The 15,959-nt window shown below is 64.7% G+C and carries 14 protein-coding genes; 1 reads left to right on the top strand and 13 read right to left on the bottom strand.

Translation table 11 applies throughout. From position 1 onward, the window contains the following. Window positions 1-68: 68 nt before the first annotated feature. A complete protein-coding gene (locus tag IC50_RS14960) occupies window positions 69-1,721 on the bottom strand; it encodes an NAD-dependent malic enzyme (RefSeq protein ID WP_081492445.1) in 1,653 nt (550 codons plus the stop codon). A gap of 279 nt (window positions 1,722-2,000) precedes the next feature. Then, complete coding sequence (locus tag IC50_RS14955; protein WP_035705754.1) at window positions 2,001-4,340, bottom strand: mechanosensitive ion channel domain-containing protein; 2,340 nt, start codon at window positions 4,338-4,340, stop codon at window positions 2,001-2,003. 715 nt (window positions 4,341-5,055) lie between these two features. On the opposite strand from IC50_RS14955, the gene IC50_RS14950 reads away from it, so the two are divergent. Further along, window positions 5,056-5,940, top strand: coding sequence for an MBL fold metallo-hydrolase (locus IC50_RS14950; RefSeq protein ID WP_035705751.1), 885 nt, complete (start codon window positions 5,056-5,058; stop codon window positions 5,938-5,940). 9 nt (window positions 5,941-5,949) lie between these two features. On the opposite strand, the gene IC50_RS14945 is transcribed toward IC50_RS14950, so the two are convergent. The 11 genes from IC50_RS14945 to mobB all read right to left on the bottom strand — a co-directional run bounded on the left by IC50_RS14945 (window position 5,950) and on the right by mobB (window position 15,834). Next, on the bottom strand, window positions 5,950-6,198 hold the full coding sequence (locus IC50_RS14945) for a DUF3551 domain-containing protein (protein ID WP_440588139.1): 249 nt from the start codon (window positions 6,196-6,198) through the stop codon (window positions 5,950-5,952). 119 nt (window positions 6,199-6,317) lie between these two features. Further along, window positions 6,318-7,235, bottom strand: a complete 918-nt coding sequence (locus tag IC50_RS14940; RefSeq protein WP_035705745.1) for a polyphosphate kinase 2 family protein — start codon at window positions 7,233-7,235, stop codon at window positions 6,318-6,320. Continuing rightward, entirely contained in the window at window positions 7,195-8,214 is a 1,020-nt protein-coding gene (locus IC50_RS14935) for a branched-chain amino acid ABC transporter permease (RefSeq protein WP_035705742.1), read from the bottom strand. The genes IC50_RS14940 and IC50_RS14935 overlap by 41 nt, the downstream gene beginning before the upstream one ends. Beyond that, a complete protein-coding gene (locus IC50_RS14930) occupies window positions 8,211-9,092 on the bottom strand; it encodes a branched-chain amino acid ABC transporter permease (RefSeq protein ID WP_035705739.1) in 882 nt (293 codons plus the stop codon). The genes IC50_RS14935 and IC50_RS14930 overlap by 4 nt, the downstream gene beginning before the upstream one ends. A 6-nt stretch (window positions 9,093-9,098) precedes the next feature. Further along, entirely contained in the window at window positions 9,099-9,803 is a 705-nt protein-coding gene (locus IC50_RS14925) for an ABC transporter ATP-binding protein (RefSeq protein WP_035705736.1), read from the bottom strand. Window positions 9,804-9,806: 3 nt separating this feature from the next. After that, on the bottom strand, window positions 9,807-10,574 hold the full coding sequence (locus IC50_RS14920; RefSeq protein WP_035705733.1) for an ABC transporter ATP-binding protein: 768 nt from the start codon (window positions 10,572-10,574) through the stop codon (window positions 9,807-9,809). Window positions 10,575-10,589: 15 nt separating this feature from the next. Beyond that, window positions 10,590-11,900, bottom strand: a complete 1,311-nt coding sequence (locus IC50_RS14915; RefSeq protein WP_035705729.1) for an ABC transporter substrate-binding protein — start codon at window positions 11,898-11,900, stop codon at window positions 10,590-10,592. 94 nt (window positions 11,901-11,994) lie between these two features. Beyond that, window positions 11,995-12,699 carry a hypothetical protein gene (locus IC50_RS14910; protein ID WP_035705725.1) on the bottom strand — a complete coding sequence of 235 codons (705 nt, stop codon included), beginning with the start codon at window positions 12,697-12,699 and terminating at the stop codon, window positions 11,995-11,997. Window positions 12,700-12,729: 30 nt separating this feature from the next. Then, window positions 12,730-13,755, bottom strand: a complete 1,026-nt coding sequence (locus tag IC50_RS14905; RefSeq protein WP_035705722.1) for an ABC transporter substrate-binding protein — start codon at window positions 13,753-13,755, stop codon at window positions 12,730-12,732. A 285-nt stretch (window positions 13,756-14,040) separates the two neighbouring features. After that, window positions 14,041-15,297: a molybdopterin molybdotransferase MoeA gene (locus IC50_RS14900; protein ID WP_035705719.1), complete on the bottom strand. Its 1,257-nt coding sequence runs from the start codon at window positions 15,295-15,297 to the stop codon at window positions 14,041-14,043. Window positions 15,298-15,306: 9 nt separating this feature from the next. Next, window positions 15,307-15,834, bottom strand: coding sequence for a molybdopterin-guanine dinucleotide biosynthesis protein B (gene mobB, locus IC50_RS14895; RefSeq protein ID WP_035705717.1), 528 nt, complete (start codon window positions 15,832-15,834; stop codon window positions 15,307-15,309). Between the last annotated feature and the right edge of the window lie 125 nt (window positions 15,835-15,959).

The following is a 15,959-nucleotide window of genomic DNA, read 5'->3' as shown; positions in this document are numbered from 1 at the left end:
GGACAAGCCCGGCCATGACGATGTGGAGACGTTGGCGTGAACCGAGCCGTTCTGGTGCCGCAGGCCGGTCAGTAATGCGGCTCGTACATCTGCGACTGGACGAGGGCCTTCACGTCATTCGGCGCAGGTCCGTCCGCCAGCCCGCGCTGATAGGCGACGTCGGCAACGGCGGCGGCGATGCGGACCGAGACCTCGCGGATGCGCGGCAGTGCCGGATAGAGACTGCCCTGCGCAAGGTCCTCCTTGCCGACGCAATCGGCGAGCGTATGGGCCGCCGCCATGAACATCTCGTCGGTCACCAGCTTCGAGCCGCTGGCGATGACGCCGAGGCCAACGCCGGGGAAGATGTAGGAGTTGTTGCCCTGGCGCGGCACGAAGCTGCGGCCGTTGAGCTTGACCGGATCATACGGGCTGCCGCACGCAAACAGCGCGCGGCCGTCGGTGTAGCGATAGGCATCCTCGGCCGAGCATTCGGCCTTCGAGGTCGGATTGGAGAGCGCAAACACGATCGGCTTCTCGTTGAGCTCGGCCATCGTCTTGAGCACTTCGGGCGTGAAGGCGCCGCCAACCGCGGCGACGCCAATGATCGCCGTCGGCTTCAACGTCTTGATCGCGGTGAGGAAGTCGGCGATCGGCGCCTGGTCGGCGTGCGCATAGCGGAGCTTGTGGCCGGAGAGGCCTTCGCGGCCGCCGACGACGAGGCCGCGGGAATCCACCAGCCAGTTGCGCCGGAGCGCGTCCGCCTCGGAAGCCCCTTCCGCCATCATGGCGGAGACCACGAGATCGGCGATGCCGGTCGCCGCCTCGCCCGCGCCGAGGAACAGGATGCGCTGATCCCCGAGCTTGCCGCCGGAGATGCGCAGAGCCGAGAACAGGCCTGCGAGCGCCACCGCCGCGGTGCCCTGGATGTCGTCGTTGAAGACGCAGGCTTCATCCCGGTACTTGTGCAGCAGCTTGAAGGCGGAGTGATTGGCGAAATCCTCGAACTGGATCAGCACGCCCGGAAAGGTCTTTCGCGCGGCTTGCATGAACTCGTCGACGAAGCTGTCATAGGCCTCGCCCGTCAGCCGCCGCTCGCGCAGGCCGAGATAATAGGGATCGTTCAACAGCTCTTCGTTGTTGGTGCCGACATCGAGCACGATGGGCAGGCACAATTCGGGATGCACGCCGGCACAGGCCGAATACAGCGAGAGCTTTCCGACCGGAATGCCCATGCCGTTGGCGCCGAGATCGCCGAGACCAAGAATGCGCTCGCCGTCGGTGACGACGATCAGCCTGGCAGGATAGGGCCAGTTCTTCAGGATCTCTGCGATCTGGCCGCGATCGCGCGAGGAGATGAACATGCCGCGCGGCCGCTGGAAGATCAGGCCGTATTTCTGGCAGGCGAGCCCGACCGTTGGCGTGTAGATGATCGGCTGGACCTCGTCGATATTGTCGACGACGACGCGGAAGAACAGCGCCTCGTTGCGGTCATGCAGCGCGTTCAACGCGACATATTTTTCGAGGTCGGTCGGCAGCGCTCGCAGATTGGTGAGAACGCGCTGGGCCTGCCTCTCCATCGTCAGCACGCAAGGCGGCAGGAGGCCGCGCAGGCCGAGCGTCTCGCGCTCCGCTTCCGTGAAGGCGGTGCCCTTGTTGAGCAGGGGATCGCGCAGCAGTGCCATGCCTTGCGGCGGATTGGACGACGTCGGTTGGGCAACGACCCGGGCAGGTCTATTCACGAATTCCCCCAAGAGCTTCACAGTGAACCGCGCGCATTGTCGGCCAGCGCGTCATCCAGATCAAGGACGCAGACATTGGAGCGCCGATTGCCATCTCGCACCGCAGCGAGATTGCCGCGAACGAGTGGCAGTTGCGCGAGGAAAGGTTAACGTGGCGAGACGGACCTCTCTCCTCATGGCGAGGAGCGCGGCACGCACGTCTCCGGGCGTGCTTCGCATCGCCGGGCGGACCATGAAGGTACCGATCACGCCGGCGGCGCATCGTTTGGGCTGCGCGGACTATCCGACTGCCCGCCGCGGCGCCAGATTGGCCGCGCTATCCGCCGGTGGCGCGATGTGCATCAAAATGGTCTGGGTGGCGGATGCGACCTCGATACCGTTCTGCTGGAAGCGCAGCTTCATGCGCCGGTTGAATTCGCGCTGGACCGGCCAACGCCCGGCCTCGGTGCAGCGGATCTGGCCGACGATCGACACCATCGCACCGTCGACCTTGTCGACGCCCCACAGGTCGAGGTCGCCGCGGATCAGCGCGCGGAATTCCGGCTCGCGGCGCATCTCGTCGACGATCTCCTTGAGGATCTGGCCGGCGCGGTCGGTGTCTTCCTTATAGGCGACGTTGACGCTGACCGAGGCGTTGCCGGCGCCGCGGCTGGCATTGGTGATGGTCGTGACCGCGCTGAACGGCACGATGTGCACGGCGCCGTCACCGGCGCGCAGGCGGATGGTCCGGATCGAGACGTTTTCCACGACGCCCGACAGCCCCGAGACGCTGACATTGTCACCGACCTGAACCGTGTTTTCCAGCAGCAGGAACAGGCCGGTGATGAGATCCTGCACCAGTTTCTGCGAACCGAAGCCGATGGCGATGCCGACGATGCCGGCGCCCGCGAGCAGCGGCGCGACATTGACGCCGATCTCGCTGAGCGCAGTGAGGCCGACGACGGCGGCGATCAGGCAAAGCAGCGCCGTGCGCAGCATCGGCTGAAACGTACGCAGACGCGCGGCGCGGGCATAATGGCCGTCCCGGGACAGCGTATTGATCTGGCGGTCCAGGAGCGCATTGCTGGCTTCCCAGATCGCCGCTGCGATGAACGAGGCGAGGCCGATCGTCACCACGGCCGAGATCAGCCGGCTGCCGATCTGGCCGCCATAGAACCAGACGATGGCGTCCACGCCCCAGACTTCGAGCACGGCGACGAAGCCGATGAAGGCGATCACGCTGGATACGATCTTGCGCAGCAGCGGAAGATAGCGATTGGCGCGGACCTCGAGGCCCGGAAAGCGCTGGAGGATCTCCGGCTTGATGCGGAAGCCGCGGTCGATCAGGCCCAGCGTCACCATGATGACGACGCGCGTGACCAGCGCCACCGCTATGGTGCCGACGAAATATTGCAGCAGAAGCGAATAGCCGTTGCGGATGTTGAGCGCCCACACCGCCCAGAGCGCAAGGTCGAGCGCGATGGCAAGATAATGCCAGCCGCCGGCGATCCGGTTCCGCAGGCGGGCCGCAATCCCTTGCCGCTCGGCCGGCGCGCGGATGGCCTCGGCGACCTGGCGGCGGCATTGCAGGATGATGACGACGATGAAGAGGTGCACGACCAGCATCACCATGCGCAGCAGCGCGGCGTAACCGGCACGATGCAGGCCGAGCAGCAGCGCCACGTTGGCGAAGGCGATGCCGGAGACGCCGACGCCGACGATGCGGCGCGCCCAGATCTCGATATAGGCGGCGGTTTCCGCGCGCACCGGGAACAGGCCGAACGGCCCTGCCAGCGCCCGGACCATGCAGATGAGCCCGCGCGAGAACGCATAGGCGTTGACGACTGCGAGGATCACGAGGCGGACGGTCGTGGGCTCGCCGATCTCCGTCCCGAGCAGCGCCGTGGCGGCGCCGACGAAGACGACCACCGGCAGCAGTTCGAGCACGAGGCGTCCCACCACGAAGGGCAGCCGCAGCAGGACCTGCCAGACCCGCGCAAGGCTGTGACGGCGCTTGCTCAGCTCGGGTGCGGGCGTGACATCGACCACCGATGACGGCGGGTCGGCGATGGGAAGCATCTCGGCCGGCAGCTGCGCGGTTTGCGGCACGCGTCCTTCCAGGAACACGACCGGACGCCGGATCAGGCGAAAGATCACCCACTCGGCTGCAAGGGCGCAGCCGAGGACCAGCGCCAGCTTCCAGGCGATCTCGATCAGGAGGTTGTAGGCGGCGGGATCGTTCGCGGTCCGCAGGAACCAGTAATAGAACGCCGGAAAATGCGTGAGTGTTCGCGCCATGCTGGCGATCTCGCTCGAGATCGCCCCGATCTCTTCCGACACCGTGAGCAGGAGCTGCGCGCCGAGACCGTCGGCCGCGAGCGGGATCGGCGATTTCTGCTCGGGCGCGGCGGCTGCAGCCTGCTGCTGACCTGATACATTCGCGATTGCGCGCAGCGTATCGATCATCTGCGCACGCTTCTTGTCGTCCTGGAGGGTTTCCAGGGCGCGCTTCGCCTGGTCGGGCGACAGTGTGGCAGCGCTATTGGCCGGCGGCGGAGGCGGCTCGGCACGGGCGCCGGAGGAAGATGGAATGGTGAGGAAGAGAGCAGCGAGGAGCGCCGCGGCCAGCTTATGCGACACGAGGATTCCCTGAAAAAATGAAATGCGCCGGCGGCGTCGGGACCGTCACCGCCGAAGCGCATGCGTCATGTCGGATTGCTGCTATTCGCCTCCAGCCTGTGTCGGAAGTTGGCCTTTGAGGCGACATTCTCTTGGCATTTGCCGCAACGCAGGATCAGGAGCCGCCCTCAGCGAAACGCCTTCAGGCCCCGTGCGCGCAAAAACCTCTCCCGTCGTTGCGAACCGACGGCGAGGAGGAAGACGGCAGAAAAGCAGAATGTCATATGTCTTCATCGCGACGGCCTCGTCACGGCCATCCGACGCGATCGACATGATGCAAAATACAGCGCCGGGAAGGTAGGGGCCTTGCCTCACTGATGCGGCCCGCTAAACCTTGTCCCGGCGTGCCGTTCGCGGTTTCCGCCGCTATGCGATAGTCCGAACGAGCTCCATCGCAATTAACGCGGCTGGATTTGCGGAGGTGGCGTCATAGACCTCCCCTTGCTCATGAGATGGACGTTGCGTGTCGCTTGCTTGCGACCCCTGCCATGGTCCTCCTGCGACATAAAACTGTCAAGCCGGATCAAAGGCTTCGAAATCACAATTAAAGACGCGTTCCGCACCGTTCCCGCGACAGATTGGCCCCGTAACGGCGGCGGAATAAGTCCCTGACGGCAGCGTTTGTATCGAAGGGATATCGCCTCTGTCGCCCTCGTTCCCTTCCGGAAAGCCAGAGATGAAAGCACCATTTTGCATCGCCATGCTCGCCGTCCTCGTCACCGGATCGGCATTCGCACAGAACGCGCCGCAGACGTCCACCAGGAAGGTCGACGGCACCGACAACGTCTACATCTTCCGCTATGGCGGCCATCAGGCGATGTTCGTGGTGACGCCGCAAGGCGTGATCGCGACCGATCCGATCTCCTATTTGCGTCCCGCCAAGCCCTATATCGACGCGATCAAGGCGGTCACCGACAAGCCGATCAAATACGTCATCTACAGCCACCATCACTACGATCACATCGCCGGCGGCCAGCCCTTCAAGGATCTCGGCGCGACTTTCATCGCGCACCGGCGAACCAGGGAGCGCCTGCTCGAGCTGAAGAAGCAGAAATCCCTGCTCGCGGACGTCGTGATGCCGGATCAGGTGGTAGATGACAGGAAGAGCATCACGCTCGGCGGCACCACGCTGGAGCTGAACTATGTCGGCCGTAACCATTCCGACAATTCGCTGGTGATGCGGCTGCCGAAGCAAAAGCTCGTCTTCGTGGTCGACTTCGCGCCGATCGAGCAGGTCCAGTTTCGCAACATCCCCGACAACGCTTCGCCGCTGGAATATATCGCCTCGCTGAAGAAGCTCGCCTCGCTCGACTGGGAGCGGATGATCCCCGGCCATCCCTATGCCGGCGGCCGCTTGGGCACCAAGAAGGACGTCGAGGACGACATCGCCTACATGGAGGATCTCTCCGCCGAGGTGAAGAAGGCGGCGGACGCCGGCACGTGCTTCGACACCGCGATGAAGGACGTGAAGCTGCCGAAATACGCCAAATGGACGAACTACGAGACCGGCCTTCCCGCCAATGTGGAGCGCTTCTGCTACTGGTGGGCTCGCGGATATTGAGCAATCAGCTCAGCGGACACGCCTGCCGGTTCTCGCCGGCCGCACTTCGGAGGCCTGCGCGAAATACGGATTCGTCAGGCAGGTCGCCGGTCGCCCCGACGCAGCGGCCTGGCACTGGGCGAAGGAGGGAAAGATGCAATCCATCCGCTCGCCCTCAAGCTCGCCGAAGACGTGTAGGCAGACCGGCGCGCGGGGGTCGTAGGTCTGGGCGCACGCGGGTGCCCTCATCGCGAACGCAGCAAGGGACACGCCAAGCACGGACACTGCGAGAACTGACTTCAACACGGCAAACCTCGATTCCGGAGACGGTGCGCGGCGGATCGAGGGTAGAGCAATTTCGCTCCCGGTCAAAGCCCGGCATCGAGCCACGGGCCGCCTCACCGCTTTCCCTTTCCTTCGCGTTCCAGCGCCTGGCGCACCTGCTTGAACTCTTCCAGAGAAGCCTTGTCGGCGCGGGGGAAGCGCAAGTCGAGCTTTTCGAGCGCCGCGTTGATCACCGAGCCGATGACGACGCGGGCGAACCATTTATGGTCGGCGGGCACGACGTACCAGGGCGCGTGGGGCGTGGCGGTGTGGCGGACAATGTCCTGATAGACCGCCTGGTAGCGCGGCCACAGCGCGCGCTCCCTGATGTCGTCCATGGAGAACTTCCACTGCTTGGCCGGATCCTCCAGCCGCTCGAGAAAGCGCTTGCGCTGCTCCTCCCTGGAGACGTTGAGGAAGAATTTCAGCACCACGGTGCCGTTGCGGCAGAGATAGCGCTCGAAGGCCGAGATGTCCTCGAACCGCTCCCTCCAGATGTGCTTGGTCACGAGCCTTTGCGGCAGCTTCTCCTTGGCGAGAATCTCCGGGTGCACGCGCGTCACCAGGCATTCCTCGTAGTGGGAGCGGTTGAAGATGCCGATGCGCCCGCGCTCGGGCAGTGCGATCATATGGCGCCAGAGGAAGTCATGATCGAGCTCCTTGCTGCTCGGTGCCTTGAAGGCATGAACCTCGCAGCCCTGCGGATTGATGCCCTCGAAGATCGCCTTGATCGCAGAGTCCTTGCCGCCGGCGTCCATCGCCTGGAACACGATCAGGAGCGACCAGCGGTCCTGCGCGTAAAGCTTCTCCTGAAACTCGATCAGCCGCTTCTTGTTCGAGTCGAGGATCGCCAGCGCCTTCTCCTTGTCGAGATCGCCCCTTTCGTCGGTCTTGTGGTCCTTGAGATGAAACTTGCCTGAACCATCGTGGCGAAATGGCGTGATATAGCGGTCAAGTTCCTGGGCGAGCGATTTGGACGGCTTCTTGCTCATGAGCGCGGGGCACCTTGCGTTGCGGCTTCAATCGGTCGAGCAAGCTACCAAGGATGCCCTTGGGAAGGAATATGATGAAAAGCACGAGCAGCACGCCGTAGACGAGGTTGTCCCAGCCGACCGCCCTGGTGCCAAAGCCGATGCGCAAGGTCTCGGCGAGCAGAATGGTGATGATGGCGCCGACGGTCGGGCCGAGCGAGACGAACAGGCCGCCGACGATGGCAGCGAACACCATCTGGAGCGACACCGCGATGCCGCTGACGGTGTCCGGCGTGATGAACATCTGGTACTGGCAGTAGATCGCGCCGGCGAGCGCCGTCATCAGCGCGCTGAGCAGCGTGATCTTCAGCTTCTCCGCCGTGACATCGACGCCGGCCGCGGCAGCGGCGTCCTCGTCCTCCGAGATCGCCTCCAGCGCATAGCGAGCCATGCTGCGATCGACCCAGTGCCAGACCACGATGCCGAAAAGCCAGATTCCGAGCGCGATCAGGTACCAGGTCGTCTTGTCATCGAATTGCAGCGCCAGCAGCTTGTTGCCAGAAGTCCGGTTCGGCGTGTAGCCCAGCGAGCCGCCGGTGTAGTCGCGCGTCGCGGTGATGACCTGGAGCACGATGCCTGACAGCGCCAGCGTCACCAGCACGAAATAGTGCCCGGTGATGCGGAAGCGGAAGCAGGGATAGCCGACGATCAGTGCCAGGATGCCTGCCGCAACCATGCTGACGGGAATGCCGATCCAGGGCGACAGGCCGAGATGATTCCAGAGCAGCGCTGTGACATAGGCCCCGATCCCCATGAAGCCGCCATGGCCGAGCGAAACGAGGCCAAACCGCCCCATCATCGACCAGGAGGTGTAGGCAAACGACCAGATCAGGATCAGGACCAGAATGTGCAGATGATAGGGATCGCGATAGACGAAGGGCAGCGCGATCAGCGCCGCCAGGCCTGTTCCCCAGGCTGCAAGCCGCCCCTGCCCCATCATCGGCGCCTCGCAAGCAGGCCCGCGGGCCGGATGAACATCATGACGATGAAGAAGGCGAAGGCGAGCACATAGCCCCATTCGAGATCGGAGAACAGCCCGCCGAGCGAGATGATCTCGGCGAACACGAAGGCGGCGATGAAGCCGCCGATGAAGTTGCCGAGGCCCCCGAGCACGCAGATCAGGAAGGTGATCGGCCCAAAGGACAGGCCGACGAAGGGGTGAACGTCATATTGCAGCACCAGGAGGCAGGCGGCGAGCCCGGCCAACGCGCCGCCCAGCGCCGAGGTGATGAGATAGATCCGCCTGGCATCGACGCCCATCAAGGCCATGATCTGCCGGTCCTGCGAGATGGCGCGGATCGCGGTGCCGGTGAAGGTGCGCGTCATGAACAGATAGACGGCGACCATGCCGACCAGCGCCGCCACGAACGATAGCAGCCGTGCGTAGCTGAAGTTCATGTCGCCGAAGGCGAGCACCGGCAGGCGGATGCCGAGATTTCGGAAGTCGATGCCGAAGGCGACGGTGGCAAAGCTCTGGAGCACGAACAGCACCCCGCCGGTCGCGAGCAACTGGTTGATCGGCGGCGCGGTCAGCAGCGGCGCGATCACGAGATAGTGCAGCGCCGCGCCGAGAACGGCCACCAGCAGGATGGTGAGCGGTGCGGCGACGAAATAGCTGACGCCGTAATACTGCACCATGAAGTACATGGCGTACATGCCGATCATCACGAGCTCGGCGTAGCAGATCCAGGTGACGTCGATGACGCCGAAGATCAGGTTGAGGCCAAGCGCGAGCAGCGCCAGCACGCCGCCGAGCAGGATGCCGTTGATCACGGCCTCCAGCAGATAAATGTCGAAGATGTCCAGAAATGCCTGCATGCCCCCTCACACCCCGAGATACGCTTCCTTGACCGTGTCGCTCGCCAGCATCTCGGCCGAGGTGCCGGACGCGCGGATCGCGCCCGCCTCGATCAGATAGGCGCGGTCGACCACCTTCAGGACCTGCTGCACGCTCTGCTCGACGATCAGCACGGTCAGCCCGCTGGCACGGATCCGCTTCACGAGCTCGAACACTTGCTGCACCACGACCGGCGCCAGCCCGGCCGAGGGCTCGTCGAGCAGCAGGAGCTTTGGATTGGACATCAGCGCCCGGCCGATCGCGCACATCTGCTGCTCGCCGCCGGACATGGTTCCAGCCATCTGGTGGCGGCGCTCCTTCAGGCGCGGAAACAGGTCGAACACGACCTCGAGCCGCTCGGCATAGTGCCCGCGCGCTTCCTTCATGAAGGCGCCCATCTTGAGATTGTCGTCGACCGAGAGCCGCGGAAACAGCCGCCGGTTCTCCGGAACGTGCGCAATGCCGAGGCTGACGATCTTGTGCGCCGGCGTGGCCATGACGTCGATACCCTCCATCCGGACCGAGCCGCGCGAGGGGCGGATCAGGCCGGAGATGACGCGCATCAGGGTCGTCTTGCCGGCGCCGTTCGGGCCGATGACGCCGACGGCTTCTCCGGCCTTCACGTCGAGATTGACGTCGAACAGCGCCTGGAAGGTGCCATAGCCGGCATTGACGGCGCGAAGCTCCAGCATCGGCTAGCCTCCCGCGCGGCGGCGCGCTTCGGCGGCCGCGGCCTGCGTGGTCTCGGCATCGGTGCCGAGATAGACCTCGATGACGCGCGGATCGCCGGCGACCGCGCTCGGCAGGCCTTCCGAGATCTTCTCGCCGTGATCGAGCACCATGACGCGGTCGACGACGCGCATCAACACGCCCATGATGTGCTCGACCCAGATGATGGTGATGCCGAGCTCGTCGCGGATGTTGCGCAGCATGTCCGCGGCCTGATCCATCTCGGCCTCGTCGAGACCGCCGAGGCTCTCGTCGGCGAGCAGCAGCTTTGGCGCGGTGGCGAGCGCCTTCGCGAGCTCGAGCTTCTTCAGGCCGGCCGCGCCGAGGCCATCGACGCTGGCGTGGCGATCGGTCGGCAGGCCGACCATCGCGAGCGAGCGTTCGGCCGCCTCCTCGGCTCTAACCCGGCTGGGGCGGCCCTGGCCGTAGAAGCCGGCGAGCGCGACGTTCTCGAAAATGCTCAGGCGGCGGAAGGGGCGCGGGATCTGGAAGGTGCGGCCGATGCCGCTGTTGATGATCCGGTGCGGCGCGAGGCCTGCGATCTCATGCCCGGCGAACAGGATCGATCCTGATGTCGGCGCCAGCGTGCCGGAGAGCATGTTGAAGATCGTGCTCTTGCCCGAGCCGTTGGGGCCGATCAGACCGAGGATTTCGCCCTGGTCGACCCGGAACGACACGTTGTTCACGGCGGTGAAGCCGCCAAACCGCTTCACCAGCCCGTTCACTTCCAGCACCGCCGCTCTCCGCCGCTACTGGTTGCTGTAGGTGGTGCCCTTCGGCAGCGGCAGCACGGCCTCGCGCTGCGCCTGGCTCTTGGGCCACACCACGTAGGATTTGTCGTCGACGTACTGGATCACGACAGGGAACGAGCGCTCGTTCTGGCCGGCCATCGGCGAGCCCTCGCCGTGGAATTTGACGCCGAAGCCGAGCATGGTGCCGCCTTCGGGGATGTCGGTGTCGAGTGCTGCCTTGCGCAGGGAATCGGGATCGATGCCGCCATATTTCTTGATCGCTCGCGGCAGCACGTCGGTCAGGAACAGGTAGGTGTTGGACGCAGCCATGCCGACATGAGCCGAACGGATGGCAACACCCGGCTTGCGCCTGTCGAACTCCTCGCCAATCGCCTTGATGATCGGCGGCAGCTTCGGATCCATGCCCTTCTGGTTGGCGAGCCAGATCGAGATCGGATCGGTATTGAAGAAGTAGTTTACATCGGCGCCCAGGCCTTCCTTCAGCTTCTCATAGACCCCGTAGCCGGCGCCATGTCCCACCAGTGCACCGAACTTCAGCCCTTGTTCGCGGGCTTGCCGAAGCAACAGGGTGATGTCGGGATTGTAGCCGGTGTGGAAGATCACATCCGGCTTTGCCCGCTTCAGCTTGGTGACCAGCGCAGACAAGTCCGGGGCCGTGGCCGAATAGCCTTCCCTGAGCACGATGTTGAAACCGGCCTTCTTGGCACCGGCTTCATTGCCTTTGGCAACGTCGACGCCGTAGGCGCCGTCCTCATGGATGATGGCGACCCGCAGGTCCTTCGGATCCTTGCCCAACTTCTCCTTCGAGTTCTGCGCGATGAAGTCCATCGTCATCATGCCGAACTGATCGCCGGAGGCCTGCGGTCGAAACACGTACTTGTAGTTCTTGTTCTCCAGCACCGCGGACGAAATGCAGGTCGTGATCCACATGAACTTCTTCAGCTGCTCGACGCGCGCTGCAACCGGCACGCACTGCGCCGAGGAAAAGAAGCCGAGCAGCATGTCGACCTTTTCCTGCTCGATCAGACGGATCGCTTCATTGATGGCGACGTCCGGCTTGCTCTGAGCATCGGCATAGATCGCCTCGATCTTGTAGCCCTCGACATCCTTCGCGCTGTACCGATCCAGCATGATTCTTGCGCCGGTATATTGCAGCTCCGAGCCGCCGCCGGCGAGCGGACCGGTCAGATCATAGATGACACCGATCTTGAGCTTCTTCTCCTGGGCCTCGGCGGACACCGCCAAGCCTGTCGCTGATATCACGACCAACAGCCCACGTACCAAGCGGGCAGCCATGCGCAGGCGCATCAAAACCTCCCTGGACGATTGTGCATTGCATTCTTGTTGCTTTTGCTTTTTGCCCATCACATGGGCTGAGCGCGGCGATGTCAAGCCTCGCGCATCATCGCGAGGCGAACTGGCGCTCGACGAAAGCCGTGACAAATCGCGGCATGGACGGCCTGAGATCGCCCATGTCGCGCACGAGATGAATGGCCGACAATTCCGGCTCGGCCTCGCGCGCGAGATTGGCTTCGATCCGGGCGCGGGCCTCATCGCCCGGCACATCCAGGTTGAGGACCTGAATCATTGCAATCGCGCGACCGCTGACGACGCAGTGCCAGTCCGCCTCCGCCGTGTAGTCCGCGGCGGTCAGGCCGGTCTCCTCCGCGATCTCGCGGACGACGCTGCCGGGGATGTCGAGGGTGCCATCATTGACGTCATCGAGGTCGGGCGTGCCCGAAGGGAAATAGATGCGACCCGCATTGGCGGTGTGCTGCGCCATTTCGCCCATCACGAAAGCGCCGTCGGACGTGCGCAACGCACCCATGCCGAAGCCGTTGAACACGGCCGGATCAGGAAAGCCCCAGTCACGCCAGGCGAGGAAGCTGGCGAAATCGGTCTCGAAATAGGTCGCGGCGAGATGGCCGTCCGTAAACACCGCGTCCCGACCGAGCAGGACGCGGCCGTTCCAGATCTTCGGCCGCTCGCGTTGCTTCTCGGCGAAATGCGCCGCGATCTCGGCGTGCCGCTCCTCGGCGAACCGCCACGCGACCGACCGCACGGCAAGATCAAGCGTCCTGACGCGATGAATGACCGGAGACGTCATGACCAGGCGACCGCCACGCCTTCGCGTCGGCTATTTGGCAGTCCCCGCGGAGTTCTTGGCATGGTCGACGAATTTGTTGGTGAAGGTCTTGCTGACGTCGATCTTGGCGTTGGCCACCTCGGGCGAGCCGACGCTGAACACCGCGAGCACGGCATCGGCGCCTTTCGGGTCCATCTTGCCGGTCTCGGAGTACATCGGGATCGTGTTCTTCAGCGCCGCGAGATAGAGATCCTTGTTCTTGCCGACCGTTTCTTCCGGCATCTTCGCCATGATCTCCTCGGGCGAGTGCGAATGAATCCAGGCCAGCGTGGCCAGGATCGCGTTGGTGAGCGCCTGCGTTTCCTTCTCGTGGCCGCTCACCCAGGCCGCCGTCGAATACAGCGCGCCGCCCGGATATTCGCCGCCGAAGGTCTCGAGCGTGTCCTTCTGGGTGCGGGTGTCCGAGAGGATGCGCAGATCCTTGTGGCTGCCCTGGAGCACGGTGACGGAGGGATCGAGCATCACGGCGGCATCGATCTGGCCCTGCTCCATCGCGGCGACCGCGGTGGCGCCGAGGCCGACGCCGATCACGGCGGTGCCGGTGGGATCGAGACCGTTCTTCTTGAGCATGTATTTGAGGAAGAAGTCGGTGGACGATCCCGGCGCGCTGACGCCGACCTTCTTGCCGGCGAGATCCTTGACCGACTTGATGTCATTGGTCCGCGAGGGCGCGACCACCAGCACGAGACCAGGATAGCGATCATAGACCACGAAAGCCTGGAGTTCCTGCTTCTTGGCGGCGAGATTGACGCAATGGTCGAAATAGCCCGACACGACGTCGGCACTGCCGCCGAGCACGGCCTTGAGCGCGTCCGAGCCACCCTTGAGGTCCACGAGTTCGACATTGAGGCCGGCCTTATCGTATTCGCCGAGCTGCTTGGCCAGCACCGTCGGCAAATAGCACAGGCAGGAGCCGCCGCCGACCGCGATGGTGACCTTGCTTTGCGCCTGGGCAAGCGAGGTGGTGAGCGCCAGCGCCAGCAGCGCGCCGGCGAGCCTGGCAATCGTGTTCTTCATTGGTTTCCTCCGTTCGGCCGGCGGCACCATAGAGCAGCGGAATGGGCTTGAGAAGCACTGCCTGGGTCGGCTGGCCGTCGGCCTTTCGGCGCAATAGCATGCCCGAGCAAGAACGCCGCATGGCGGCACCAAGCCGATCAGCGGTCGGGTCAAGGCCATCGCGATCAAGACGCCGCCGCAGGCGCCTGATGACGTCAAGCTGCTGGATTGTAGCAATGGCTCCCGCCTGCAAGCGGGAGAGGTGAACGAGCCGCAGCGATCGCTTCAACCTGAAGCCATTCTGCTTTAGAGCAGATCGGCGTAGGACAGGAAGCCCACGTCCTGCCCCGGCTCGACATTCGTGATGTCCTCGCCGAGTTCGACGAGGCCGTCGGTCTCGACCAGCGAGGACAGCAGCCCGGCCCCTTCACGCGGGAACTTGGTCGCCTCGAGCCCACCGTCCTGCGCGCGCCGCAGCGAGGCGCGCACATATTCGCGCCGCCCGGCCTTCTTCCTGTAAGTAAACGCCGCCCGCAGCGGGATGGGCGTCAGCGGCTCCGGCAGGCCACCCGCCAGCGCCAACACGGTCGGCCGCACCACATGGACGAACGTCACGAAACTCGCGACGGGATTGCCGGGCAATCCGATCAGCGGCGTGCCGTCGATGATGCCCATCGCCACGGGACGGCCGGGCTTGATCGCCATGCGCCACAGCACCAGCGAGCCGATGCTCTCGACCGCCGCCTTGACGTGATCCTCCTCTCCGGTCGAGACGCCCCCGGTGGTGAGGATCAGGTCATGGTGACCTGCGACCTGCTTCAGGCCGTTCGCGAGCGAGCTGCGTTCGTCGCGCAGAATGCCGAGGTCGCTGACCTCGCAACCGAGCCGGCGCAGCATCGCCATCAGCATGAAACGGTTGGAATCGAACAGCTGCGAGGCCGCGCGCGGCTCGCCCGGCGAGGCCAATTCGTCGCCGGTCGAGAACACGGCGACACGGATGCGCCTGACGACCTCGAGCCCCGTCAGGCCGAACGCGGCGGCAAGGGCGACATGCGGCGGTCGCAAGCGCTGGCCGGCGCGGAGCGCGAGATGACCTTGCGGAATGTCCTCGCCTGCAGGACGGACATTGGCCCCACGCTTCAGCCCCGGCGGCAGCACGATCTTGCCGGAATCATCGATGCGGACGTCCTCCTGCATGAAGACCGTCTCCGCTTCCGGCGGCATCGGCGCGCCGGTGAAGATGCGCGCGGTGTGACCGGGCCTGATCGGTGCTTGCACAAGGCCGCCAGCCTGGATGCGACCGTCGAGCGGGAACGCCCGTTCGGCGCTTCCCGGAAGGTCCGCGTTGCGCAGGGCGTAGCCGTCGACGGCGGAGTTGGTGAACGGCGGCAGCGGCAAAGGTGCGGCCACATCGCGCGCGAGCACGCGCCCGTCGGCATCGGCGAGCGCCACAGTCTCGAGATCGGCAATCGCGCTGACGCGCGTTGTGATGAGGCCAACGGCTTCGTCGACCGACATCATCGGGCCGCCGAAGGCAAAGCAATCGTCCGATAGTTGCGCCATGGTGCCTCGTCAGCGCATCGCAGCGCTCTTTGCCATCGCTTCCTCGATCGGCATCGCCGCGCGCAGCAACAGCGCCGCGGCGGCCGCGATATCGTCGAGATGGACAGTCGGCAGCCTTGTGTCAATCGCGACGTCGCTCGCGATCCCGGCAATCCCGGGATCATCGGGAAACAACAGCGGCTTGCCGTTGCCGGCGCGATGCACCTCGATCTTCCGATGCGGCTCGCGCTTGAACCCCTCGACCACGACGAGATCGACCGCGGAGAGCTTGCCGAGCAGCTCCGGCAGCCGCGGCTCCGCCGCCCCGCGCAACTCATGCATCAGAGCCCAGCGGTTTGACGAGGCAACCAGCACCTCGGCGGCACCGGCCTCGCGATGGCGCCAGGAATCCTTGCCGGGCACATCGACGTCAAACCGGTGATGCGCATGCTTGATCACGGAGACACGCATGCCTTGCGCGCTGAAATGCGGGATCAGCCGCGTCAACAGCGTGGTCTTTCCGGCACCGCTCCACCCGGCAAGGCCGATGACTTTCATGCCCTTCGATCTCCGCCAACGGCTATGCCAGCCGATGGAACCTCCGGCCTCTTCCCCGTCATTGCGAGCCACCGGGTCCGCGCAAAGCGCGGCCCGATGACAGGCTCTGCGAAGCAATCCAGACT

It is taken from the genome of Bradyrhizobium genomosp. I (2014), assembly GCF_000261685.1.
Lineage (GTDB): Bacteria > Pseudomonadota > Alphaproteobacteria > Rhizobiales > Xanthobacteraceae > Bradyrhizobium.
The sequence above is the reverse complement of the archived record's forward strand: the minus strand, read 5'-3'. Positions and strand labels throughout refer to the sequence as shown.